The sequence below is a fragment of the Thalassospira sp. ABD4_177 genome (assembly GCF_056160125.1).
Genome location: NZ_JBSWWO010000001.1, coordinates 2,468,453 through 2,491,218 on the forward strand (window position 1 = coordinate 2,468,453; position 22,766 = coordinate 2,491,218).

24 protein-coding genes are annotated in these 22,766 nt (G+C 54.7%); 14 read left to right on the forward strand and 10 right to left on the reverse strand.

From position 1 onward, the window contains the following. Positions 1-38: 38 nt before the first annotated feature. Positions 39-908 carry an AraC family transcriptional regulator gene (locus ACXAF0_RS11320; protein ID WP_475345952.1) on the forward strand — a complete coding sequence of 290 codons (870 nt, stop codon included), beginning with the start codon at positions 39-41 and terminating at the stop codon, positions 906-908. 32 nt (positions 909-940) lie between these two features. Here ACXAF0_RS11320 and mazG read toward each other — a convergent pair whose 3' ends face one another. The 5 genes from mazG to ectA all read right to left on the reverse strand — a co-directional run bounded on the left by mazG (position 941) and on the right by ectA (position 5,948). Further along, positions 941-1,765, reverse strand: a complete 825-nt coding sequence (mazG, locus tag ACXAF0_RS11325; RefSeq protein WP_475345953.1) for a nucleoside triphosphate pyrophosphohydrolase — start codon at positions 1,763-1,765, stop codon at positions 941-943. A gap of 160 nt (positions 1,766-1,925) precedes the next feature. Beyond that, positions 1,926-3,431, reverse strand: a complete 1,506-nt coding sequence (locus tag ACXAF0_RS11330) for an aspartate kinase (RefSeq protein WP_475345954.1) — start codon at positions 3,429-3,431, stop codon at positions 1,926-1,928. 86 nt (positions 3,432-3,517) lie between these two features. Further along, a complete protein-coding gene (locus ACXAF0_RS11335; protein ID WP_417829911.1) occupies positions 3,518-3,919 on the reverse strand; it encodes an ectoine synthase in 402 nt (133 codons plus the stop codon). Between the two features lie 68 nt (positions 3,920-3,987). Further along, the gene (gene ectB / locus ACXAF0_RS11340) at positions 3,988-5,271 is read right to left on the reverse strand and encodes a diaminobutyrate--2-oxoglutarate transaminase (RefSeq protein WP_475345955.1); all 1,284 of its coding nucleotides are present in this window, start codon (positions 5,269-5,271) and stop codon (positions 3,988-3,990) included. Between the two features lie 128 nt (positions 5,272-5,399). Next, a complete protein-coding gene (gene ectA, locus ACXAF0_RS11345) occupies positions 5,400-5,948 on the reverse strand; it encodes a diaminobutyrate acetyltransferase (RefSeq protein WP_475345956.1) in 549 nt (182 codons plus the stop codon). 323 nt (positions 5,949-6,271) lie between these two features. Between ectA and ACXAF0_RS11350 the strand changes: the two genes are divergently transcribed. Continuing rightward, positions 6,272-6,760 (forward strand): MarR family winged helix-turn-helix transcriptional regulator, encoded by a 489-nt coding sequence (locus ACXAF0_RS11350; protein ID WP_475345957.1) that lies wholly within the window; start codon positions 6,272-6,274, stop codon positions 6,758-6,760. Positions 6,761-6,958: 198 nt separating this feature from the next. Further along, complete coding sequence (locus ACXAF0_RS11355) at positions 6,959-7,897, forward strand: MBL fold metallo-hydrolase (RefSeq protein WP_475345958.1); 939 nt, start codon at positions 6,959-6,961, stop codon at positions 7,895-7,897. Between the two features lie 19 nt (positions 7,898-7,916). On the opposite strand, the gene ACXAF0_RS11360 is transcribed toward ACXAF0_RS11355, so the two are convergent. The 3 genes from ACXAF0_RS11360 to ACXAF0_RS11370 all read right to left on the reverse strand — a co-directional run bounded on the left by ACXAF0_RS11360 (position 7,917) and on the right by ACXAF0_RS11370 (position 10,090). Beyond that, entirely contained in the window at positions 7,917-9,011 is a 1,095-nt protein-coding gene (locus ACXAF0_RS11360; protein WP_475345959.1) for a YeeE/YedE family protein, read from the reverse strand. Positions 9,012-9,121: 110 nt separating this feature from the next. Further along, positions 9,122-9,484 (reverse strand): ArsR/SmtB family transcription factor, encoded by a 363-nt coding sequence (locus tag ACXAF0_RS11365; RefSeq protein WP_475345960.1) that lies wholly within the window; start codon positions 9,482-9,484, stop codon positions 9,122-9,124. A gap of 114 nt (positions 9,485-9,598) precedes the next feature. Then, positions 9,599-10,090, reverse strand: coding sequence for a thioredoxin domain-containing protein (locus tag ACXAF0_RS11370; RefSeq protein WP_475345961.1), 492 nt, complete (start codon positions 10,088-10,090; stop codon positions 9,599-9,601). A 3-nt stretch (positions 10,091-10,093) separates the two neighbouring features. Between ACXAF0_RS11370 and ACXAF0_RS11375 the strand changes: the two genes are divergently transcribed. The 11 genes from ACXAF0_RS11375 (at position 10,094) to ACXAF0_RS11425 (ending at position 19,926) form a co-directional block, all read left to right on the forward strand. Further along, positions 10,094-10,828 (forward strand): cytochrome c biogenesis CcdA family protein, encoded by a 735-nt coding sequence (locus ACXAF0_RS11375; RefSeq protein WP_475345962.1) that lies wholly within the window; start codon positions 10,094-10,096, stop codon positions 10,826-10,828. 10 nt (positions 10,829-10,838) lie between these two features. Then, positions 10,839-11,456: a SoxW family protein gene (locus ACXAF0_RS11380; protein ID WP_475345963.1), complete on the forward strand. Its 618-nt coding sequence runs from the start codon at positions 10,839-10,841 to the stop codon at positions 11,454-11,456. Between the two features lie 196 nt (positions 11,457-11,652). Continuing rightward, complete coding sequence (gene soxX, locus ACXAF0_RS11385) at positions 11,653-12,114, forward strand: sulfur oxidation c-type cytochrome SoxX (RefSeq protein ID WP_475345964.1); 462 nt, start codon at positions 11,653-11,655, stop codon at positions 12,112-12,114. A 19-nt stretch (positions 12,115-12,133) separates the two neighbouring features. After that, the gene (soxY, locus tag ACXAF0_RS11390; RefSeq protein WP_475345965.1) at positions 12,134-12,589 is read left to right on the forward strand and encodes a thiosulfate oxidation carrier protein SoxY; all 456 of its coding nucleotides are present in this window, start codon (positions 12,134-12,136) and stop codon (positions 12,587-12,589) included. Positions 12,590-12,609: 20 nt separating this feature from the next. Beyond that, positions 12,610-12,936 (forward strand): thiosulfate oxidation carrier complex protein SoxZ, encoded by a 327-nt coding sequence (gene soxZ / locus ACXAF0_RS11395; RefSeq protein WP_167718180.1) that lies wholly within the window; start codon positions 12,610-12,612, stop codon positions 12,934-12,936. A 61-nt stretch (positions 12,937-12,997) separates the two neighbouring features. Next, the gene (soxA, locus tag ACXAF0_RS11400) at positions 12,998-13,858 is read left to right on the forward strand and encodes a sulfur oxidation c-type cytochrome SoxA (protein ID WP_475345966.1); all 861 of its coding nucleotides are present in this window, start codon (positions 12,998-13,000) and stop codon (positions 13,856-13,858) included. A 118-nt stretch (positions 13,859-13,976) separates the two neighbouring features. Continuing rightward, positions 13,977-15,671: a thiosulfohydrolase SoxB gene (gene soxB / locus ACXAF0_RS11405; protein ID WP_475345967.1), complete on the forward strand. Its 1,695-nt coding sequence runs from the start codon at positions 13,977-13,979 to the stop codon at positions 15,669-15,671. A gap of 93 nt (positions 15,672-15,764) precedes the next feature. Next, positions 15,765-17,060: a sulfite dehydrogenase gene (soxC, locus tag ACXAF0_RS11410; protein ID WP_475345968.1), complete on the forward strand. Its 1,296-nt coding sequence runs from the start codon at positions 15,765-15,767 to the stop codon at positions 17,058-17,060. Next, positions 17,044-18,156 (forward strand): c-type cytochrome, encoded by a 1,113-nt coding sequence (locus tag ACXAF0_RS11415; protein WP_475345969.1) that lies wholly within the window; start codon positions 17,044-17,046, stop codon positions 18,154-18,156. Before soxC ends, ACXAF0_RS11415 begins: the two co-directional genes overlap by 17 nt. Next, the gene (locus tag ACXAF0_RS11420; protein ID WP_475345970.1) at positions 18,156-18,602 is read left to right on the forward strand and encodes a c-type cytochrome; all 447 of its coding nucleotides are present in this window, start codon (positions 18,156-18,158) and stop codon (positions 18,600-18,602) included. The genes ACXAF0_RS11415 and ACXAF0_RS11420 overlap by 1 nt, the downstream gene beginning before the upstream one ends. A 49-nt stretch (positions 18,603-18,651) precedes the next feature. Further along, positions 18,652-19,926, forward strand: coding sequence for an NAD(P)/FAD-dependent oxidoreductase (locus ACXAF0_RS11425; protein WP_475345971.1), 1,275 nt, complete (start codon positions 18,652-18,654; stop codon positions 19,924-19,926). A gap of 24 nt (positions 19,927-19,950) precedes the next feature. Here the strand turns inward: ACXAF0_RS11425 and ACXAF0_RS11430 are convergent, their stop codons facing one another. Together ACXAF0_RS11430 and ACXAF0_RS11435 are read right to left on the reverse strand one after the other, a co-directional pair. After that, the gene (locus ACXAF0_RS11430) at positions 19,951-21,078 is read right to left on the reverse strand and encodes an AbrB family transcriptional regulator (protein ID WP_475345972.1); all 1,128 of its coding nucleotides are present in this window, start codon (positions 21,076-21,078) and stop codon (positions 19,951-19,953) included. Further along, complete coding sequence (locus ACXAF0_RS11435) at positions 21,078-22,760, reverse strand: methyl-accepting chemotaxis protein (RefSeq protein ID WP_475345973.1); 1,683 nt, start codon at positions 22,758-22,760, stop codon at positions 21,078-21,080. The genes ACXAF0_RS11430 and ACXAF0_RS11435 overlap by 1 nt, the downstream gene beginning before the upstream one ends. Positions 22,761-22,766 lie beyond the last annotated feature (6 nt).

A 22,766-nucleotide genomic window follows, 5' to 3' on the forward strand; every position in this document is an offset into this window, starting at 1 on the left:
GCGTTTTCGAACTGCACAACAAACTGCACGAGAGAACGATGAACAAATTGCATGCCCAGAAGTCCTATCAGGAACGTCTTGCCCGGGTGCAGGGCTATATCCATGATCATCTCGACGAAGAGCTTGATCTGAACAAGCTGGCCGAAATCGCCTGCATGTCGCCAACTCATTGGCATCGCATCTATCACGGCGTGTTTGGGGAAACCATTGCCGCGACCGTGAAGCGCGTGCGCCTTCATACGGCAGCCGGAATGCTGGCAAATAGCGCCATCGCGATTGAGGAAATCGGCAAACGGTGCGGGTATCCGAACCTGCAATCCTTTACGCGCATCTTTTCGGATTGTTATGGCATGCCGCCCGCGCGATATCGCAAAGAAGGTAGCCACGCGAAATTCCAAAGCGCCCTTGAAGATCAAGGGGCTGTCATCAGCGGACCTTGGGACGTCGAAATTCGTGAAGTGCCGGAAATGTCGCTGCTGACGATTGATCATCATGGATCATTCATGCAGATCGGCGAGGCGTTTGACAGGTTGTTCGGATGGCTGGCCGTCCGTGATTTGATTGCGCCTGATGTCAGGCTAATAGGGGTGTATCACACCGACCCCGATAGCCATCTTGAAGAGGACCTGTTTTCCAAGGCGGGTGCGTTGCTTTCAAGCAATTCGGAGATCGAACTGCAGGCACCGGTTGAGAGAACAAAGTTGGCGGCGGGAAGATATGCCTGCCTGCACTATAAAGGGCCGTATGCCGATATGAAGGCGGCCTATTTGTGGCTGTTTGGCAAATGGTTGCCGCAGTCGGGTGAAGAGGCGCGCGAAGGTCCCGTATTTGAAGAATACCTCAACAATCCGCGCGAAGTTGCGCCAACCGAACTGCTAACCGAGATCTATATGCCGCTGGAAAACTAGGTTGGGGAATCTGGACCAGGTCAGGTGCGCATTCACACCTGACCTCGTTCGGTCTTTTTCGCCAGATTCCAAAGATTATCCATCTCTTCCAGATTTGAATCCGCAGCCGTTCGGCCATCACGCGCGAGTTCATCTTCGATGAAATGGAAGCGTTTGGTGAATTTGTGGTTTGCCCCCCTTAGGGCAACTTCGGGATCGACGCCGATCTTGCGCGCCAGATTGGCCATGACAAACAACATGTCTCCCAATTCATCTTGCAGACGCGCCGGATCGGGGGTGTCGGTCATTTCGGCTTTGAGTTCGTCAATTTCCTCGTGCAGCTTATCAAAGACTTCATCGGTACTGGGCCAGTCGAAACCAACGCGGGCGGCACGCTTGGTGAGCTTTTCCGCGCGCATTAATGCGGGCAAGGCGCTTGCCACGCCATCAAGGGCACTGTGGCGTTCATGACCCTTGTCTTCGGCTTTTTGGGCACGCTCAGCTGCCTTGATCTTTTCCCAGGTCTGATTGACGCCATCGGTTGTGGTAGCATCGCCGTCGCCAAACACGTGCGGATGACGGCTGATCATTTTTGAAACGATGCTGTTGGCGACGTCTTCGAACTCGAAATGACCGGCTTCCTTGGCCATCTGGGCGTGGAATACGACCTGGAGAAGCAAATCCCCCAGCTCGTTGCAGAGCTCGGGCATGTCGTTATCAGCAATCGCGTCGGCAACTTCGTAGGCTTCTTCGATGGTGTAGGGCGCGATGGTCGAGAAATCCTGTTCCAGGTCCCACGGGCAACCGCCATCCGGGTTGCGCAGCTTTGCCATGACGTCGAGAAGGTCGTTGATGGCTTTGCTGTTATGCGTGGTCATGGTGAGTGTCCCGTCAGTTTGCTGTTTTGCCCAGTGCTATTGTTTGATTCCTATCGCGCTGCACCACGACTGACAAGAAAGATGATGCGGGCAAAACAAAACCCGCAAGGCCAAACTGGCACTTGCGGGTTTCGAGGTGATGTTTGGATGCCCTTTTGACTTATGCAGCCTTGAGCTTTTCCTGTGTGGTAGCGCTGTCATCCTTGGTTTCCTTGGAGGATGCGCCTTTCTCTTTCTTGCCTTCAACGAGGCCGCGGTGCAGGGCAACGATTGCCTTGTTGAAGTCGCCTTCGGCAACAACAAACTGCAGATCAACGCGGCGGCTCGGATAGTGGGAGGCCACCAGCTCAACACCGGCTTCATCCAGGATCGAAACGGCACGGGCAAACAGACCCGGCTGTTCGATATTGGCACCGATGACCGAAACAATCGCGACCTTACGGGTCTGAACGGTTGCTTCGGGCTGATTTGCCTCGATCTCGTCAACACAACGACGGATCTGTTTCAGCGGTGCCGAGACATAATGCGTGATTGTGTTGGCATTCAGGTTCTTGGTGACAGTCGGCACCTTGTAACGTTTCAGAACGTTCAGGATTGCTTCCTCGCCACCTGGAACACCCACCATGTCCTGATTGAAGACTTCAATCTCGAACGCGGTCGGAACGCCGGTCACGATTTCAACACGGCTGTTTTCCGGTTCCCAATGATCATCAATCACCGTGCCCGGATGTTCCGGTTCGAAGGTGTTGGCAATCCGCAGCGGAATGTCGTTCTGACGAAGACCCTTGGCTGCGCGCGGGTGGATGGCTTCCATACCCATGTTCGAAAGCTGATCGGCCACGTCATAGCTGGTGCGGCCAATCGGGCGCACTGCGTCTTCACCGACGATGCGCGGATCGGCGCTCGACAGGTGGAATTCCTTGTGAATGATCGCTTCGCGCGCCTGGGTCAGGCAGGCAATGCGCGAGAAGGTCACTTCACTGTAGCCACGACCATAGATGCTCATCAGGCCTTCGCTGCACTGGGCATAACCCGTTGCAATTGCAAGCTGGTTTGACAGATCAATGTCTTCGAACACCTTGTTGATGCGACCATCAAGGGTGGATGCCTCTGGCTCGCGCCAGCCTGAAAGGTCGGCAAACACGGCGTTTACGCCCTTTGCGCGCAGCAGCAACATGGTGTTGTGCGCGCTGTGGGCTTCACCAATGGCGGAAAGCATTTCGCGCACGGTCAGCAGATGCTTTTCAAGCTTGAAGTGACCGAAGCTGCACAGGCGATGAAGATCCATCAGGCAGCTGCGCGTGCCTTCGATGCGTTCCTGAACAAAGGCATTGGCCAGTTTCAGTTCCGGCGCATCACCAAAGATTTCTTCGTTGATGGCACACATTTTTTCGGAAACTTTGGTCAGAGCATCGCCCCAGGCCCAATCGGTTTCCGAACCGGCGTAAAGCTGATAGACGCCTGCTTCGCCAGTCTTTTTGTTTTCGAGCAGAAGGTCGGTAAATCCGCCATATGCCGAAACGACAAAGACACGGTTGTAAAGTTCGTCTTCGCTGCGATTGCCGACCAGAATGTTGTCCATGACCGCGTCAACCTGGGTCATCGACGTACCACCGATCTTGTGAACGCTATGCCCAGCGTCCTTGTTTTTCTGGGCTGAAAGCATGTTGCCTCCTTTGGGGGCGTTTCCTTTAAAAAATATGCTCAAGAGCGTCCGGGGCGGTGAATGAATTCCGCCCCGAACAAAAGTGTTTAGCTGGCGAGTGCGTCGCCATCGAGCGGGTAGACACCGTTCTCGTCATGGACTTCACGACCATTGAGCGGCGGGTTGAAGGCACAAGCGACAACCATGTCCTCGGTGCCGCCGCGTAGATAGTGGCGGTCATGCTTGTCGAGGATGTAAACCGTGCCCGGCTCAATCTTGTATTTCTTGCCGTCAGCAATGGTTTCCACTTCGCCATTGCCCGAGATGCAATACACCGTCTCGAAATGGTTGGCGTAGCAGATCTCGGTTTCGGTGCCGGCATAGATGGTGGTGATATGGAAAGAGAAGCCCATACCGTCTTCGGCGAGCGACAGACGGGTGCTTTCCCAGTTATCCGAAACCACACGGCGACCGGATGCTTCACATTCTTTCAGAGTACGAACAATCATTTTTAACTCTTTGATCTAATTAAGTTGTGGGGCAGGGCGACGCAGCAAAGCGTCGCCCCAACTTGTTGTTACTCAGCGGCTGCTTTGGCCGGGGAAACTTCCTTGCCCATGGCTTTGGCGGTTGCCAGTTCAAGGATGTCCAGACCGTGTGCAAGATCCTGCTTGGAGATGATCAAAGGCACAAGGCATTTGACAACTTCATCTTCCGGGCCGCTGGTCTCGATGACAAGGTTATGCTTGAAGCATTCCTTCGTGACCTTGGATGCGACGTCACCGCTTTCAAAGCAGATACCCTGCATCAGGCCGCGGCCCTTGCGATAAAGTTTGCCATCGCCGTAACGATCAACAATCTCCGAAAGGCGCGTTTCAAGGAATGCAGCCTTGTCACGGACATCAGCAGCAAACTTGTCATCTGACCAGAAGTGCTCAAGGGCAGCTGCAGCGGTCACGAATGCGTGGTTGTTACCACGGAAGGTGCCGTTGTGTTCGCCCGGATGCCAGACATCAAGTTCCGGCTTCATCAGCAGAACAGCAAGCGGAAGACCATACGCCGAAAGCGATTTCGACAGGGTTATCATGTCCGGCTTGATGCCGGCCGGTTCGAAGCTGAAGAACGTACCGGTACGGCCACAACCCGCCTGAATGTCATCAACAATCAGAAGGATGTCATGCTTGCGGCAAACCTGTTCAAGGTTCTTGAGCCAGCCGAAGTCAGCAGCATTCAAGCCGCCTTCACCCTGAAGGGTTTCAACGATGACAGCTGCGGGCAGGGCAACACCACTGGAATTGTCCGACAGGACACGGTCCAGATATTCGGTGGTATCGGCGCCATCGCCCATGTAACCGTCAAACGGCACGGCAACGGCATTGTCCAGCGATACGCCAGCAGCGCCGCGGTGATGTTCGTTACCAGTGATGGCAAGCGAACCCAGCGTGCAACCATGGAAACCGTTGGTGAATGAAATCACGGTTTCACGGCCTTTGACACGGCGCGCGAGCTTCAGCGCGGCTTCGACGGCGTTGGTGCCGGTCGGGCCGGTAAACTGAACCTTGTATTCCATGTCGCGCGGCTTGAAGATTTTGTCTTCGAGAGCTTCAAGGAAGGCTGCCTTGGCTTTGGTGTGCATGTCCAGGCCATGGGTCACGCCGTTTGATTTGATGTAATCAATCAGCTTTTCCTGCAGAACAGGATGGTTGTGGCCATAGTTCAGGCTGCCGGCACCGGCGAGGAAATCAAGATAACGGTTGCCGTTATCGTCGGTCAGCCAGGCGCCTTCTGCCTTTTCAAAGGTTACAGGGAAGGAGCGTGCATAGCTCTGAACTTCCGATTCAAGGCGATCAAATACAGTCATGGTTCCCTCTTTTCATTTTGGGAAAAATCAAGTCCACCTGTCATGCCAAACGTTCCGGCTTGCCGGTTGTTCCAAAAATGGCCGTGCCATTTTGTGCATGAAAGGTGGGAAAAATTCGGTCAGCCGGATCAGGCGGCGACGCGTTCGACGTCTTCGCGCTCGAACGGTCCGATCTGCCACAGAATCTCGCTGGCAGCGGCACCTTCGAAGTGCGTTTCACGTTCAAACTGGACTTTGCGTTTGACGTCCGCGCCCAGTTCGCGTGCAACAGAACGGAAGACACCCTGCGACGGGGCGTTGGTCGACGTAATCGTCGTGTTCAGCTGCGAGACGTCATGGCAGGACGGACGATCCAGAATGTCGAGGATCAGGCGTTTCGCCAGACGCAGGCCACGGGCCTTGGGCGAAACGGCGACCTGCCAGATGAAAAGCTGTTCGGGCTTGTCCGGGACGATGTAACCCGAAACAAAACCAACGGCTTCACCGTTGAGTTCGGCAATCGCGCACGTGTCCGCAAAGTGCGAGCACTGCAGCAGATTGCAATACATCGAGTTTTCGTCCAGCGGCTTACAGTCGGAGATAAGGGTGTTTACCGCAGCACCGTCTGTTGCCTTGGGTTTACGGATAATCAGGTTGGCTTTCTGGCCGGTATTGCCGTTTGTGTTGGCAATTTTCATCGGTCTGCCTGCTCTGTTATTTCGATACACGATCATTTATGTCGCGGCAGATATATAGAACACCGATAGAAATTGATCAACCCCTTCTGTGTGACTTTCCTGTGAAAAGCACTAAAATACTGAAAGTAAACGAAAGAATGATCTATCGGCCTTCGATGAGGATAATGTTCCTTCGATGAAATATTCTTTCATTAAGGGATCTATGTCCGATGGAATAAATAATCGAAATTCGATATAAAAATGTCTTAAAGCGTTGCACAGTCGCGGTTGTGCGGCTAAAACAGCGTCTTCTACTGGAAACCGAAGATGCCCGGAAAATAACAATGGATAAATTGCATGAAGCGTTGATCTCCATCCGCCGTATTCTGCGCGCGAGTGATATCCACGCAAAAAAGCTTGGTAAGGTGACCGGGCTTAAAACCTCACAGCTTCTAGTTTTGCAGTCCCTTGAGGAATTCGGCGAGATGACGGTTGGCCAGATTGCTGCCAAGGTTAATCTGGCCCAGGCATCGACCACGGCACTTGTTGACAAGTTACAGGCGATGCAGCTTGTCACTCGCGAACGTGGCGATACGGACAAACGCAAAGTATTTGTCCGATTGACCGACCCGGGCAGGGCTATACTGGATCGTGCACCGATGGCGCTTCATGACCGGTTTTCAGAGAACTTCAACAGTCTTGAAGAATGGGAACAGACCTTCCTGATCGCCGCACTTCAGCGTGTTTCAGGCATGATGGATGCAAGCGACATCGATGTTGCCCCGGTTCTTGATCACGATGTGATTGTTGAAAAGGCCGCCGATCGTCGTTGAATGTAGCGCTTTTGAAGTTTATTTCAGTGGGCTGTAAATAAATAAAAAATCGGGTGAGTATCCAACGGTTACTGGCACGGACATGGGTGCAGTATCCGAGGCTTTCCGCGCGCAATTATCTCCACATGATGTGTTTTTAGGTTGACCAACTCAACCATGAGTGCATTCATTCAAAAAAACATATATGTGGAGGATGCAATGTCTGGAAACGGTTTCTGGTCTCGTCGTGACGTTCTGAAATCTTCGCTGGCCCTCGCTGGTATTGGCGCCGCCGGGATGTTTCCCGGGCCTGCATCGGCGGTTGGATCGCTGAAAGTAGGGGCCTCTGACATCACGGTCATATCGGATGGGAATCTGATGTTGCCGTTATCCTTTGCCTTCCCCGATGTTTCACGCGATGAACTGATTGCTTTCCTCAAAGCCGAAGGACAGCCCACCGATGCGTTGCTGCCAGATTGCAATATCACGGTGTTGCGCCATGGTGATCGGGTGGTGATGTTTGATGTCGGGTCAGGGTCGCATTTCATGCCGTCAGCAGGCAAGTTGATGGACAACCTTGATGAGGCTGGCGTCAGCCCGGATGAAATTACCGATGTTGTGTTCACTCATGCGCATCCGGATCATTTGTGGGGCCTGATTGATGATTTTGACGAGCTGATCTTTACCGATGCCCGCTATCACATGAACCGGATCGAGTGGGAATACTGGCGCGCGGAAGATACCCTGGAAAAAACGCCGGAAGCGCGGAAAAGCTTTGTCGTCGGGGCGCGCAATCGCATGGCGTTTCTTGAAGACCGTATCGAGTTGTTCGAGTATGGTGCTGAGGTCGTTTCAGGCGTTGAAGCCGTTGACACGTCTGGTCACACACCCGGGCATACATCCTTTATGATCCATGATGGATCAAACAGTGCGCTTGTGGTGGGCGATGCCATTACCAATGTTGCGGTTTCGCTGGCCCATCCGGAATGGGCAAGCGGATCTGATCAGGATGCCGAAAAGGGCATTGCCACGCGCAAGATGTTGCTGGACCGCCTTGCCGTTGATGGATCGCGGATTATCGGTTTTCATATGCCGCATCCGGGGCTGGGCACGGTCGAGCGGGCAGGTGCGGCGTATCGGTTTGTCGTGGCGGGATGATTGCGCCGCAGGCCTTGGCCTAGCCATGCTTGCGCAGGGATATCGCGCGCAGGAACCCGAACGGTGATCCTTCGAGAAGCACACCAAGGCCCACCCGTGCCCCGATCGTAATCGAGATCATGACAATCGGCGAAGAGATTGCCAGCGTGGAAAACGCGCTGACACCCTGGCCGATGGTGCAGCCCAGCGCGAAGACGCCGCCGGTCCCCATCAAAAATGCGCCCAGCAGATGACGGCCGAGCTCGCGGGCATCGTCACAGGCTTCCCAGCGCATATCGTTGCTTTTCCATGCCGCCAGCGCCGCGCCAAGAAACACCCCGATCACCAGACCAACACCATAGTCGGGCAGGATTCCGGTGACGGTGATGATCTGCATGATCGTGTCGCCGACCGGGGTGACAAAGGATCCGGCTTCGATCTGGGTTTCAACGAAGCGATATTGGGCGAATGTCGTCGTCCATACCCAACCAAGCGATATGCAGGCACCAATCACAATGGCGCCAAGCGCCTTGGCCCGTTCTGCACGGAAATCAGCACTGCGAAATACCCACCAAAGTCCGACAGCCCCGGCAAGCAGGGCGATCGGATAATGCAGATCCAGGCCGCTGGCCTTTGACAGGACCGCCCCGATTGATTGCGATCCGGCCGCGGTGAATTCAATGGAAAGCGGGTCAAGGAACCAAACACGAAAATGGCCGGTAACACCGCGAAGTGCGGCGATGGCCGCCAGTCCGATCCCGGTCAGAACGACAAGCGCACGCAAATTGCCACCGCCCAGACGGATGATGGCACCAAATCCGCAGGTGCCGACAAAGGCCATGCCAAAACCAAACATCAGACCGCCCAGTATGCTGCCGGCAATGGGCAGGGTCGGGGTGATGTAAAAGCTGTTGGAAAGATCGACAATGCCGAGCGCAACAAAGGTTTGGGTACACAACAATGCTGTGATCGCCGCCAGCACCCAGGCACGCAGACCGATGCTGTTGGCAGCAAACCAATAGCGTTCAAGCGCAGCCATCGTGCAGAAATGTTGTCGACGTGCGACAAATCCCACCACAATCCCGGTCAAGATACCGGCAAGCGGCAGGGCCCAGGGATTATCCAAACCCAGCATGACGTTTTCCTCCCGCCTTGTTGATTGTAATTTTTTGCCAAGGCGTCGGCGGAATCGTGACGTTTTTTTTGTTCTAATTCAAGAGAGGTTTTTCGATCAGCGGTTGCTGCTTATTCCGCAGCAGCTTTTTCTTCGTCGCGGACCGGGGCACAGAACAGGTCATAAAGGGTGCCAATGATTGTCGCCATTTCGGTGTCAACAATGCGGTAATAGATCATGCGACCTTCGCGGCGCGCGGAGACGAGACCATCAATGCGAAGCCGGGCCAGTTGCTGGGATACAACGGCCTGGGGCATGGACAGAATTTCTTCGAGATCGGATACCGACTTTTCGCCTTCCTGCAGGATGCAAAGGATCAGCAAGCGTGTCTCATGCGACAGCGCCTTGAGCATTTCACTGGCCTTGCGCGCCTGCTTAAGGAGGGCTTCGGCTTCGGTCGAGTCCATGTCTTGCTTGAAACGTGGTAGGGCCATCGTTTGCTATGCTCGTTGGTTGAAGGGTCCGAAGCCGTTAAATGTCCATCCTATACGGACATCTAGGTCAATACACGATCCGTTGCTGTGCTTCAAACCGAATATACAGTTTTCCTAATCGTTCGGCAATTGTGAGAGCATATCATCAAGCATGGGCCAGAAAAAATGATCGCCGGGATAACCACGCAGGCGTGCGACTTCCTGGTTGTCGTCTATCAACACAAAAGTGGGTGTAACGCGTTCACGCGCGATGTGATCAAGATCCTCAGGCCATTCATGGATATCGACGCGACGAAGAGGGGCCTGCTTGCCTTGATCGGTATTCGGGTAGGCTTCGCCAATTTCCTGATGCCAGCGCAGACACCACGCGCATCCCTGCTGTTCAAGCATCAATAATTCGGTCGCCAACGCGGAGCCGATCCACATCTGCGATGCAAGGATGATGATTAGAATGCGCCCGAAAGCACCGGGAATATGCGGGTTTTTCATGTGTATGACTTCTACATAAACTTGTGATTGAATTATATATATGAAAAAGACTATGCTTTGAGAAGGCGCTGATAAACAAATTGCAAAATCAGCTACCCACAGCGCCGGGAGGAACATGAATTGCTTGATATCGGTTTCGGCGCAGCCTTCCTTGCCGGGGTGCTGTCGTTCTTTACGCCATGTGTATTGCCGATTGTCCCGCCATACCTTGCCTATCTGGCAGGGGTCAGTGTTGCGGATCTTGATGATCGTGCGGTTGCGAGTGCGAAGTCACGTCAGGTGTTCTTTACCGCCCTGGCTTTTGTGGCGGGTTTCAGCACGATCTTCGTCGCACTTGGCGCAACGGCCAGCGTCATTGGCCAATCACTGGCCAGTTATTTTGACATTCTATCGATCATTGCCGGGATCATGATTGCCGTCATGGGCCTGCATTTCATGGGCGTGTTCCGGATATCGCTGTTGTATCGCGATGCGCGGGTCAATGTCGCGAACAAGCCGGCGGGATTGATCGGGGCTTATGTGATGGGGCTTGCCTTTGCCTTTGGCTGGACACCCTGTGTGGGGCCGGCACTGGCGGCGATCCTGTTTGTGGCCGGGGCGGAAAGCACAGCGTTGCGCGGCGCTGGGTTGCTTGCGGTCTACTCGCTTGGAATCGGCTTGCCCTTTGCGTTGGCGGGGCTTTTTGCCGGACAGTTTGTTGGCTGGTCGCGGAAATTCAAACGTCACATGCACACTGTTGAACGGGCAATGGGGCTATTGCTGGTGTTGACCGGCGTTCTGTTCATGACAGGGCAGATGTCAGCCATCGCCCAGTGGTTGCTTGATACTTTTCCTTCGCTTTCGACCCTCGGATAGGAGTTGTGTGATGAATATGCGTCATCTGCTGCGTGGAGTGCCTTTGGCGAAATATCTGGTCGCCGGTTTGCTGATGGTGAGTTGGCCGCAAGGATCACAGGCCGCATCTTTGGGCGAAGACGGACTGCACAAGCAGGACTGGTTTTCGATCACCTTCCGCGACATTGCCGATGATATCGCAGCCGCCCGTGATGAGAACAAACGTCTGGTGATGATCTTTGAGCAGCGTGGCTGCATCTATTGCGCCAAGATGCATACAGATCTTCTGAGTGATCCGGAGGTATCGGATTACATCAAGAAGAACTTCAAGGTTGTTCAGTACAACATGTTTGGCGACGAGGAAGTGATCGACCTTGATGGCGAGGTGCTGAGCGAAAAAACCGCGGCGCGCAAGTGGGGCTATGTCTTTACGCCGACCCTTGTTTTCTTGCCTGAAGAAGCCCCGGAAGACGGCATGAGTGCAGCAGACGCGGCGGTTGCGACCATGCCCGGGGCGTTTGGCAAGTGGACGTTTCTGAACATGTTTCGTTGGGTGAATGAGAAGGGCTACGAAACCGACGAGCACTTCCAGAAATACCATGCGCGCATCATTCGTCAGCTTCAGGAAGAGGGGCGTCTGGGGCAGTAGCAAGCGTTTGATAACCCTAGTGTATTCCTAATTCAGCACTTAACACATTAAAAATATCATATTTATGTGTTGAATTAAAAGTTGAGTTTGAATAACGTTAAATAAAGGCGCCGTTAGAGCAGCCAGATGTCAGACCGGGGATGCGCCCATGCCACACAGAGGGCAGGGACATCGTCACAGGAGGAAACATAACGCCATGTCTTGGAAACCAAGAGCCTTTCTTGCGTGCCTGATCGCTGGCCTTCCGGCCCTTGCTGTCGCTGATGGCCTTGCGCCCGCAGACGTCAAATATGATGACATGTCTGTATCCCAGCCACTGACCAGTCAGCCGGGGGATCCGGAAAAAGGCCGCTCGGTCTTTGCCAATCGTAAACTTGGCAACTGTCTGGCATGTCACGCCGTCAAAGATCAAATCGAACAGCTGTTCCACGGCGAAGTCGGCCCGCCCCTTGACGGTGCTGCCGATCGCTGGAGCGAGGGTGAACTCCGCGCAATCGTTGCCGATGCCAAACAGGTCTTCTCTGAAGAAACCGTCATGCCCGGTTTCTATTCGCTGAATGTCGGCGTCAATGTCCGCGAGGATCTGGTCGGCAAAACAATCCTGACGGCTCAGGAAGTTGAAGATGTCGTGGCCTATCTGGCGACGCTCAAAGAATAACAAACACCGAGGAACCAAGATGAATCTCACACGACGCCAAATGCTTTGTGGATCGGTCGGTGCAGCTGCAGCCGGAGTGTTCGGCTTCTCGCTGTCCGCCTCTGCCACGCCGGAAGCCACAGCCGAAAGCATCAAGAACTTTGCCGGTGGCAAAGATCCCGCCATGGGTGGGGATCTGACATTAAACACGCCGGAAATTGCCGAAAACGGCAATACGGTTCCTGTTGAAGTATCCGTGGCCAGCCCGATGACGGATGACGATTACGTTGAATCGGTTGTCATCTATGCCGAAGGCAACCCCAATCCGGATGTCGTTGTCTTTCACTTCACCCCGATGAGCGGTGCAGCCGAAGCGAAAACCCGCATGCGTCTTGCGAAAACCCAGAATGTGGTTGCCGTCGCCAAGACCAGCAAAGGGCAGGTTTTCATGGATAAAAAAGAAGTCAAAGTGACCATCGGTGGTTGCGGCGGCTGATCGGATCGGGAGCAAGTTAAATGGATAATATCAAGCCGCGTGTAAAAGTGCCGAAATCCGCATCGGCAGGTGATGTCATCACCATCAAGACCCTGATCAACCATCCAATGGAATCAGGTTTGCGCAAGGGCAAGGATGGGAACCTCATCCCGCGCCAGATCATCAATAAGTTCACCTGTGAATTCAACGGTAAGCCGGTGTTTTCCTGTGACCTTGAGCCGGCAATTTCCGCCAACCCCTATATCGAGTTTTCCGCCAAGGTTACCGAAGCGGGAACATTCAAGTTCAGCTGGTTGGATGATGACGGTTCTGTCTACGAGACTGAAAACAAGATCGCCATAAAATGATTCGGGACGGGTCCGTTGGTCAGGTGATCACGGGCCCGCCACTGTATCGGGAGGGAATGTCTTGAGAAACCAAATCATAGCCAAAGCTGCAGCGGTTGCCATGACCGCAATGGTTCCGGGGATCGCGTTTGCCGGTGGGCCTGTTGACGATGAACTCGTGATTGATGGTGAAATCCAGATGATCACGCGGGCTGCACCGCCAGAGGGGCACCCGCTTGACGAGGTACGGTCAGGCTGGCTGTACCGAACCGATGAAACGCGGATGCTCGAAACCGACACCTTTGAAAACCCCGGAATGCTTGAGGTGGAAGATGGTGCGGATCTGTGGAATACGGTCGATGGAACGGCGGGAAAATCCTGTGCATCCTGTCACGGTGATGCCGAGGAAAGCATGGCCGGTGTCGGGGCGAACTTCCCGAAATGGGATGAAGCATCCAACCGCCCGATCAATGTGGAACTTCAGATCAATAAATGCCGTACCGAAGAGATGGGGGCGGAGGCCTACAAGTTTGATGCGCCTGAGCAAAAGGCACTGACTGCCTATGTCAAACATCAGTCTTTGGGAACCCCGGTCACCATCGACCTTGCCGAAGGGCACATGCAGAGCTGGTGGGATCGCGGGAATGAGCTTTATTACACCCGGACCGGTCAGCTCAATCTTTCCTGTGCGTCCTGCCATGAGCAGAACAATGGCAACTACATTCGGGCCGACCATCTCAGCCAGGGTAATGTGAACGGGTTCCCGACCTATCGCCTGAAACAGGCCAAGTTGATATCGCTGCATAACCGTTTCCGTGGGTGCATTCGCGATACCCGTGCGGAATACCCTGCTGCGTTCTCTGATGAGCTGATGGCACTTGAGGTTTATGTGACCTGGCGCGGTACCGGATTGTCGGTCGAGACACCGGCAGTTCGCCAATAAGACCCAAAAGTTACTTCAGGGGTGATTGGATTATCCTCCCGGTTGCCCCGCCTTTTTTCCTTTAAATGCCTCGGCCGCGCTGCCGAACAGGTGAATATTGCCCGGAGGCCACTAATAGATGTTTTCGCGCCGTGAATTTTTACAATGGGCTGCTGTGACCACCGCAGCGACCGGCTATGTGGGCAGTTTGACCCGTGTTGCCGCCCAACAGCGTCTGACACAGGACGATCTTTTGAAGTTTGATAGCAAAGGCACGATTACGCTTTTGCACTTCACAGATGTTCATGCCCAACTAAAGCCCGTCTATTTCCGCCCGCCATCAGAGAACTATGGCGTCGGGGCGTTTGAAGGCATTCCGCCGCATCTTGTCGGTAAGGAGTTCCTGTCTCACTTCGGCATCAAGCGGGGCAGTCCGCTTGCCTATGTCCACACCATGGTCGATTACATGGATATGGCGCGCACGTATGGTCGCCTTGGTGGTCTGGACCGAACGGCAACGCTGGTCAAGGCGATCCGTGCCGAACGCGGGGATGGCAACGTTCTGTTCCTTGATGGTGGCGATACCTGGCAGGGGTCCTATACGTCGCTTAAGACCAATGGGCAGGACATGGTCGATTGCATGAAACTACTCAAGCCGGATGCGATGGTCGGGCACTGGGAATTCACCTTTGGCGAAGACCGGGTTAATGAGATCGTTGATGATCTCGGCTATCCGTTCCTGGCCAGTAACATCTTTGACAATGAATGGGATGAACCGGTTTTCGAACATACCGCGTTCTATGAAACCGGTGGGCACAAGGTGGCCGTGATCGGGCAGGCGATGCCATATACCCCGATTGCCAATCCGCGCTGGATGATCCCGAACTGGTCATTTGGCATTCGCCCCGAAGTCATTCAGGCCAATGTTGATGCCGCCCGCGAAGCCGGGGCGGCAGTCGTGGTTCTGCTGTCGCATAACGGATTTGACGTTGACCAGAAACTGGCAACCGTTGTGAGCGGCATTGATGTGATCCTGACCGGCCATACCCATGACGCCGTGCCCGAAGCCATCAAGATCGGCAGTACGTTGCTTTTGTCGTCGGGGTCGCACGGCAAGTATCTTGGGCGTGTGGATCTGGAAGTTAAAGATGGTCGGGTAACAGATTATAATTCAACGCTTATTCCGGTGTTTGCCGATGTGATTGCACCAGATACGGAAATGGCCGCTAAGATTGACGAGGTTCGCGCACCTTATGAGGCCGAGTGCAACCGAGTGCTGGGTAAGACATCGGACCTTTTGTATCGCCGCGGGAATTTCAATGGCACCTGGGACGACCTGATTTGTCAGGGAATGATGGAAGAACGTGATGCCGAGCTGGCATTCAGTCCCGGCTTCCGTTGGGGCACGACGGTGCTTCCGGGTGGGGATATCACGGTCGATGAGCTCTATAACCAGACCAGCATGAATTATCCCTCTGTTTATCGACTGGAATTCACCGGTACGCAGATCAAGGAAATCCTCGAAGACGTCTGTGACAACCTGTTTAACAAGGATCCGTTCTTCCAACAGGGCGGTGACATGGTTCGGGTCGGCGGCATGGCGTATAGCTGTGCGCCGAAGGAAAGCATCGGCAATCGCATTTCGAACATGACCATGATCAAGACCGGCGAAGCGATTGAAGCCGATCGCAGTTATGTCGTTGCCGGTTGGGCATCCGTCAATGAAGGCGTCGAAGGTCCAGCGGTTTACGATCTCATGGAAAACTACATCACCCGTCACAAGGTCATTGATATTCCACGCAATGACACTGTGAAGGTGATCGGGATGAACTAGGCGAAATCACTTGGCCGGTTGCAAACACCGGGCAAGGCATTTTTGTCTCAATATATATAAAATATCGAATGTGTAGGGAGGACACCAGGAGCCATGTCCCAACAACCAGAAAAAGATAAGAATTTTGTGCCAAGCCGGCGCAGTTTTCTTCAGGGTGGGCTGACAGCTGCCGGTGGTGCAGCGGTCGCTGCAATTGGTGGCGGTGCCGCGATTGCAGCCGGGACACCCGATCCGGCGATTACCGAACTCAAGGATTGGAACCAGTATTCCGGACCGGGTGTTGATGCAGCACCGTATGGCGTCCCATCGCCGTTTGAATCACATGTCGTGCGCCGAGATGTGCCGTGGCTGACAGCCGATCCGATATCGTCGATCAATTTCACGCCATTGCATGAGCTTGACGGCATCATCACGCCAAACGGTCTTTGCTTTGAGCGTCATCACAGTGGGGTTGCCGAAGTGGATCCGGCAGAACATCGGCTGATGATCAATGGTTTGGTCGATAAGCCGCTTGTTTTCACCATGCAGGACCTGATGCGTTTCCCGCGTGAAAACCGGGTGTATTTCCTGGAATGTGCGGCGAACTCCGGGATGGAGTGGCGTGGCGCACAGCTTAATGGCTGTCAGTTCACGCATGGGATGCTGCACAACGTGATGTATACCGGCGTTCGCCTGCGTACGCTTCTGGAAGAAGCAGGCGTTAAGCCATCTGGCAAGTGGATCCTGGCCGAAGGTGCCGATGCATCGGGGATGGGCCGTTCAATCCCGATTGAAAAGGCGCTTGATGATTGCCTTGTCGCCTTCAAGATGAATGGCGAGGCTTTGCGTCCGGAACAAGGATATCCGGTGCGTCTGTGTGTGCCGGGTTGGGAAGGCAATATGTGGGTGAAATGGCTGCGCCGGATCGAAGTCGGTGACAAGCCATGGCAGCTGCGCGAGGAGACGTCGAAATATACCGATCTGATGCCCGACGGTCGCGCACGGCGGTTCACCTGGGCGATGGATGTCAAATCCGTCATCACCAATCCAAGCCCGCAGGCCCCGATCACGCATGGGCGTGGTCATACGATCATCACCGGCGTTGCATGGTCCGGTCATGGCAAGATCAAGCGTGTCGATGTGTCGATTGACGGCGGTCGCAACTGGCAGCATGCCCGGATCGATGGGCCAAGCCTGAGCCGGTCACTGCATCGGTTCTATTACGAATTCAACTGGGATGGATCGCCGCTTTATCTGCAATCGCGCGCGATTGATGAGCATGGCTATGTCCAGCCGACCAAGGATGCGTTGCGCGCGGCGCGCGGGGATAACTCAATCTATCACAATAATGGCATCCAGACCTGGTACCTGAAGTCGAACGGAGAGGCGGAAAATGTCGAAGTTTCTTAAGTTTACCGCAAGCATCGTTCTGCTTGGTGCTGCGTGGGCAACCCATGCCAGCGCCCAAGATGCCGATGCCGGCGAAAAGGTTTTCCGCAAATGTGCGGCCTGTCATGCCGTCGGTGACGGGGCCAAGAACAAGGTCGGCCCGGAGCTCAATGAAATTTTCGGCCGCCTTGCCGGTTCGCATGAGGATTTCAAGTATTCCAAGGCCATGGTCAAAGCCGGTGAGGAAGGGTTGATCTGGGATCATGATAGTCTGAGCGAATATCTGGCGAAGCCACGTGCCTTTGTCAAAGGGACGCGTATGGCCTTTGGCGGTCTGAAAAAGGATGACGAGATCGCCAACGTCATTGCCTATCTTGCGACCTTCTCGACAACTGCGGAGCAGGTGGCAGCGGAACCGGATCCCGAACCAGCAGCGGTTGAAGGTGGGGAAACCGCGCCGGTTGAAACCGCCGCAGCACCGGCGGCGAATGCCGCAGATGCGGTGATCCCGGAACATGGTGTTTATCACCTTGGCCGTGAAGCACTGCCGGAAGAAGTGGCGGCATGGGATATTGATGTCCGCCCGGATGGTGTCGGGCTGCCGGTTGGGAGTGGCACGGTCGCCGATGGTGGTGTTCTGTATGATGACAACTGTGCGGTGTGTCACGGTGTGTTTGGTGAGGGCGAGGGACGCTGGCCGGTTTTGGCCGGGGGTTTTGATACCCTGACCGCGGATCGCCCCGTCAAAACCATCGGATCATATTGGCCGTTCGCGTCGACGATTTTCGACTATGTACATCGGGCGATGCCGTTTGGCAATGCCCGGTCACTGGACGCGGATCAGACCTACGCAATCACCGCTTATCTGTTGTATTTGAACGATATTGTGACGGATGAAGATTTCGAGCTGTCCAACGAAACCTTCAACGAGATTTCGTTGCCCAACGAAGAAAACTTCTATCCCGATGATCGATTGGAAGAGGCCAATTTCGCGACCAATGTCGAACCCTGCATGGAAAACTGTGGCGATGGTTCGGCCGAAATCGTGATGCGGGCGCGTATTCTTGACGTGACCCCCGACGGCGATGATGAAGGTGGTACCGGGGGCATTGATTAATGCGGAGCTGTCACCGGAAACACTATGAAACGGATGGTGACGGCAGTTTCATGGCGCGCGGTTTTCGGGCGTTGGGGATTCATAAAATCGGGCTGTTCGCAGCGTGCGGGATCTTTGTGATCCCGCATTTTTCGTTTGCTGAACCCGGTGCGCAACCGCCAATACCCGACATGCCGCTGGGCGCGGCCATCGGACAGGTATTGGCAATTCCGGGCGATGCAGAATACGGCGCGTATCTGGCGACCGAATGTGTGACATGTCACCAGCAGCATTCAACCAACCATGCGATCCCGGCGATCAACGGGCTACCGCGCGAGTATTTTGTCGAGGCGATGCTGGAATACAAATATCGCCTACGCGACAATTCTGTGATGCAGGCCATCATGGCAAGCCTTGGCATGGAGGAACTCTCTGCGCTGGCAACCTATTTTTCGACCAAGGACTAGAATCTGGAGTTTGTGAAACGTCATTAATCAACGGATCAGGAACAAGAAAATGAGCAGTGTCACACGGAGAACGTTCAACAAGTTGCTTGGCGCCGGGGCGGGGGCCATGGCGATGCCGGGGCTTTTGCATGCGCAAGGGCGCAAGAATGTCGTGATTGTCGGCGGCGGAGCAGGCGGTGCGACGGTGGCACGCCATCTGGCGGAAAAGGCAGGCGGTGCCATTAATATCACCCTGATCGAAGATTCCGAAAAATACACGACCTGCTTTTTTTCCAACCTGTATCTGGGCGGCTACCGCGATTTTGCGTCGATCACCCATGGCTATGACCGGCTGGTCAATGATTACGGCATCCGCAAGATTACCGCACGGGCCGAGGAGATTGACCGGACTGCCCAGACAGTCCGCACATCAACCGGCGAAACCATCCCCTATGACCGCCTGGTCCTGTCACCCGGTATTGATCTGGTTTTCGAGAGTGTGCCGGGATATTCCAAGGAATTTGCGAAAATCGCACCACATGCCTGGCAGGCCGGACCACAAACGCAGCTGCTGAAATCAAAGATTGATGGCCTCAAAAATGGAGATCAGGTGGTGATGGTTGCGCCGCCCAATCCGTATCGCTGTCCGCCGGGACCGTATGAACGTGTCTCAATGATCGCCCATACCCTGAAATCCCGCGGGCTCAATGACTGCACGATCGTGGTTCTGGACCCCAAGGAGAAGTTCTCCAAACAGGGGCTGTTTACGGCCGGTTGGGAAAAATACTATCCGGGCATGGTCGAATGGTATGGCCCTAATATCCATGGCGGGATTACAGGCGTGGATGTTGAAGCCGGAACTGTTGAAACCGACTTTGATACCTTTGGCGGTGCGTTGCTTAACATCATTCCAGCCCAGCGGGCCGGGAGCATTGCCATCAGCGCAGGGCTTTCGGATGACAGTGGTTTCTGCCCGGTGCACGCCGAAACCATGCGGTCCAAACGGGATGAAAACATCTTTGTTATCGGGGATGCATCGATTGCTGGTGCCATGCCCAAGTCCGGATCTGCGGCCAACAGTCAGGCGAAAGTGGTGGTGATGCACTTGATGGGCGATCTGACCGATGCCCGAGTTTTTCCGGCACGCTATCTCAATACCTGCTGGAGCCTTGTTGAGACCAATGACGGGATCAAGGTGGGCGCGCAATATGCCAATGTGGATGGCGCGATCGCCAGCACATCGTCCTTTATCAGTCAGCCTGATGAAAGTGCCGATATCCGCAGACAGACTTTTGCGGAATCCATTGCCTGGTATGACGGGATCACCAAGGACATGTTCGGCTGATCCGGCAAAGGGATCGCGTGAGGATTAGTGTAAATCCTGCCGGGTGGCCTTCTTTTGCATGTGGCGCTGAAACCACTTGGCAAGGATCGGCGCCAGCAGGACGATTTCGAAAATACGCACGATGTGGTGGAAGGCAACAAAGCTTGGCTCGACGTTTAGTGCGAGTGCAATCAACGACATCTCGGCGACACCACCCGGCGCAAAGGCCAGCAACACGGCGATAAAATCAAGGTCAAGCCATTGCGACACAAACCACGCAACACCGCCGGTAAAGGCCAGAACGACAAGGGTCGCCAGCACGGAATAGCCGGCAAGTCGGACAAGAACCGCCATCTTGACGCCAGAAAATCGGCTGCCAATTGCCGATCCCAGGATCAAAAGACTTCCTGCCAGCAACCAGCCCGGCAGGTTGCCCTCAACCACGCCCGATATATGCAAAACCATGCTGGCAGCCATGGCACCGGTCATGTAGGCCGCTGGAACGCGTAGCTTGCGAAAGAGCAGAACAGCGAGGAGGGCGCAGACAGCAGTCAAAACACCTTCGCCCAGTGTCATCTGAACGGCTTCGCCGCCGCCATGTCCGTTTGCGACTACGCCCGTGATCATGAGAACGATCAAAGGGGCTGACATCACCAGTAACAGAACCCGTAACCCTTGTGTCAGGGCGATTTCCTGTTCATTGCCGCCTGCGGCGGCACCCAGAACCACCATCGGTGTCAACCCGCCCGGTGTGGCAGAAAACAGGGCTGTCGCCGGATCAAGGCGCGCGATGCGGGAATAAAACCATGTAATGACAAAGGTAATGATCGGCACATAAAGAAGCACCGCGATCATGCTGATCGGCCAACGTGCCGCCTGATCAAGTGTGTCGGGCGTGAAGGAGGCGCCAAGAAAAATGCCGATAATGCCGAGAATACCGGAGCGAAACTGCATCGGTACGCCCATTGGAACCCGAAGCAGGCTTGCGACAAAGGTTGCCAGCATCGGGCCCATCATCCAGGCAAGCGGCATATTGATGAAATGGGCAATTAGGCCGCCCACGAGACCAATGCCCAAGGCGACCGACAGTTTTTTAAAAAACTGGGGTGTCAAAACACCGGAGATTTGATTGATCCAACGGGCGTTTGATGGACCGTCCGGTGTTCTGGTCATTATGCTTGGGCCTTGTTCTTGTCAATCTGCTCGAGGAAACCATCAATCGCGTTGCGCAGTTTGGTGGCCTCGGTATTGAGCGTGCTTGTCGCGCGCGTCACATTGGCAGATCCGTTATGGACGCGTGCCGTTTCGCCGTCGAGTGCGCCGACGGCCTCGGCAACGGTGCGCATGCCGCCATTGGCATCCTGAATGCTGTCAGAGATGCCCGCAGTGGACGCCTGTTGTTCTTCAACAGCGGCGGCAATCGCCGCAGCAGATTGATCAACCTCGCCAATCACATCAGCAACGCCTTGTAGGGCATTTACAACATTATCGGTCAGGCCGCGAATTTCTTCGACCTGATTGGCGATGTCCTCGGTCGCACGTGCCGTTTGGGAAGCAAGGTTTTTGACCTCGCCAGCAACAACGGCGAAGCCTTTGCCGGCATCGCCAGCGCGTGCGGCCTCGATCGTGGCGTTCAGGGCCAGAAGGTTGGTCTGGCTTGCGATTTCTTCGATCAGGCCGACGATATCGCCAATCCGCTGGGTGGCGTTGGTCAGCTGTTCAAACAGGGCGCGGGAATGTTCGCTTTCTGAACGGGCGCGTCCGGCAACCTCGGCGGAATTCTGGGCCTGTTGGCCAATTTCGGCAATGGCTTCTGACAGGCTGGCGGTCGTTTGTGATACGGCTTCGATATGATGCAGGACCTGTTCGGAATGCTGATTGGCATCGGCCGAGCGTTCGCTTGCCAGGGTGGCGATCTGTTCCATGTCGCTGGCAGAGCCATTAAGCGAGCTGAATTCCTGATCAAAGCCCGATAATGCTTCCTGAACCGCGCGTTCGAAATGATGGGTTGCATCAATCAGGTTCTGCTGACGCTGACCTTCAAGGCCGCGCACACGTTCGCGTTCCTGACGCAGCATTTCGGCTTCTTTGGACTGATTGCGCAAGACCGTGACGGAGCGGGCAACCTTGCCGATTTCATCCCCGCGTTGACCACCCCGGATATCGACATCAAGGTCGCCGTTGGAGATCTGTTCGATCAGTTCGGAAAGATCGGTCATCGGGCGAGATATACGGCGCGATACAAAAACAGAAACCGCCACTGCAGCGACAATGACTATCAGGGCAACAATCACAAAGATGCGTTGCAGGGCTTCGGCCTGGGCATAGGCATCTGCAAATGATGTTGTGGCAATGTCCTGGGATTGCGCAAGGATATCGTTCAGCGGGGCTTGAAGGGCCTGGAAGGTTTCATCGGCCTGGGCAATGACTTCAAGTGCGCCATAGATGTTCATTTCGCTTTCAACAAGGAACTGGCTGACCTGTTCCATATATTTGGCGTAGTTCTCGGTGAAGGCGTCACCACCAACCGCGGCAAGACGCTCGGCAAGCGGGGCCAGCTCGCCTTCAAGTTTGCTGACTTCTTCGCGAAGGTCCGGGACAACCGCAGCGTTAATGCCGTTGGAATCCCAGGTCAAAATGCGAAACAGCGATCCGTGCGCCTCGTTCAGCGCGTTGCTAAGGGTTAGCGCATCGGATCGCCGTTCATAGGCTTCAACGCGAAGGCTGGTAAGTGTGTTCTTTTCGCTTTCAAGCGTTGCGACAGTCGCAATCCCCATGGCGATGATGACGATCATCAGGAAGACCGGAACCAAAAGGGTTTTGGGACCAATCGATAGGTTGTCAAGAAAGCGCATAACCAG

What these genes read in the sequence shown, in the direction of transcription:
- ectB (WP_475345955.1), bottom strand. Translation starts at nt 5,271, where the DNA reads ATGACTGTATTTGATCGCCTTGAATCGGAAGTTCAGAGCTATGCACGC.
- mazG (WP_475345953.1), bottom strand. Translation starts at nt 1,765, where the DNA reads ATGACCACGCATAACAGCAAAGCCATCAACGACCTTCTCGACGTCATG.
- ACXAF0_RS11360 (WP_475345959.1), bottom strand. Translation starts at nt 9,011, where the DNA reads ATGCTGGGTTTGGATAATCCCTGGGCCCTGCCGCTTGCCGGTATCTTG.
- ACXAF0_RS11415 (WP_475345969.1), top strand. Translation starts at nt 17,044, where the DNA reads ATGTCGAAGTTTCTTAAGTTTACCGCAAGCATCGTTCTGCTTGGTGCT.
- ACXAF0_RS11365 (WP_475345960.1), bottom strand. Translation starts at nt 9,484, where the DNA reads ATGGCCCTACCACGTTTCAAGCAAGACATGGACTCGACCGAAGCCGAA.
- soxB (WP_475345967.1), top strand. Translation starts at nt 13,977, where the DNA reads ATGTTTTCGCGCCGTGAATTTTTACAATGGGCTGCTGTGACCACCGCA.
- ACXAF0_RS11370 (WP_475345961.1), bottom strand. Translation starts at nt 10,090, where the DNA reads ATGTTCCTCCCGGCGCTGTGGGTAGCTGATTTTGCAATTTGTTTATCA.
- ectA (WP_475345956.1), bottom strand. Translation starts at nt 5,948, where the DNA reads ATGAAAATTGCCAACACAAACGGCAATACCGGCCAGAAAGCCAACCTG.
- ACXAF0_RS11355 (WP_475345958.1), top strand. Translation starts at nt 6,959, where the DNA reads ATGTCTGGAAACGGTTTCTGGTCTCGTCGTGACGTTCTGAAATCTTCG.
- soxY (WP_475345965.1), top strand. Translation starts at nt 12,134, where the DNA reads ATGAATCTCACACGACGCCAAATGCTTTGTGGATCGGTCGGTGCAGCT.
- ACXAF0_RS11420 (WP_475345970.1), top strand. Translation starts at nt 18,156, where the DNA reads ATGCGGAGCTGTCACCGGAAACACTATGAAACGGATGGTGACGGCAGT.
- soxC (WP_475345968.1), top strand. Translation starts at nt 15,765, where the DNA reads ATGTCCCAACAACCAGAAAAAGATAAGAATTTTGTGCCAAGCCGGCGC.
- ACXAF0_RS11380 (WP_475345963.1), top strand. Translation starts at nt 10,839, where the DNA reads ATGAATATGCGTCATCTGCTGCGTGGAGTGCCTTTGGCGAAATATCTG.
- ACXAF0_RS11350 (WP_475345957.1), top strand. Translation starts at nt 6,272, where the DNA reads ATGGATAAATTGCATGAAGCGTTGATCTCCATCCGCCGTATTCTGCGC.
- ACXAF0_RS11430 (WP_475345972.1), bottom strand. Translation starts at nt 21,078, where the DNA reads ATGACCAGAACACCGGACGGTCCATCAAACGCCCGTTGGATCAATCAA.
- ACXAF0_RS11425 (WP_475345971.1), top strand. Translation starts at nt 18,652, where the DNA reads ATGAGCAGTGTCACACGGAGAACGTTCAACAAGTTGCTTGGCGCCGGG.
- ACXAF0_RS11320 (WP_475345952.1), top strand. Translation starts at nt 39, where the DNA reads ATGAACAAATTGCATGCCCAGAAGTCCTATCAGGAACGTCTTGCCCGG.
- soxZ (WP_167718180.1), top strand. Translation starts at nt 12,610, where the DNA reads ATGGATAATATCAAGCCGCGTGTAAAAGTGCCGAAATCCGCATCGGCA.
- soxX (WP_475345964.1), top strand. Translation starts at nt 11,653, where the DNA reads ATGTCTTGGAAACCAAGAGCCTTTCTTGCGTGCCTGATCGCTGGCCTT.
- ACXAF0_RS11435 (WP_475345973.1), bottom strand. Translation starts at nt 22,760, where the DNA reads ATGCGCTTTCTTGACAACCTATCGATTGGTCCCAAAACCCTTTTGGTT.
- ACXAF0_RS11330 (WP_475345954.1), bottom strand. Translation starts at nt 3,431, where the DNA reads ATGCTTTCAGCCCAGAAAAACAAGGACGCTGGGCATAGCGTTCACAAG.
- ACXAF0_RS11335 (WP_417829911.1), bottom strand. Translation starts at nt 3,919, where the DNA reads ATGATTGTTCGTACTCTGAAAGAATGTGAAGCATCCGGTCGCCGTGTG.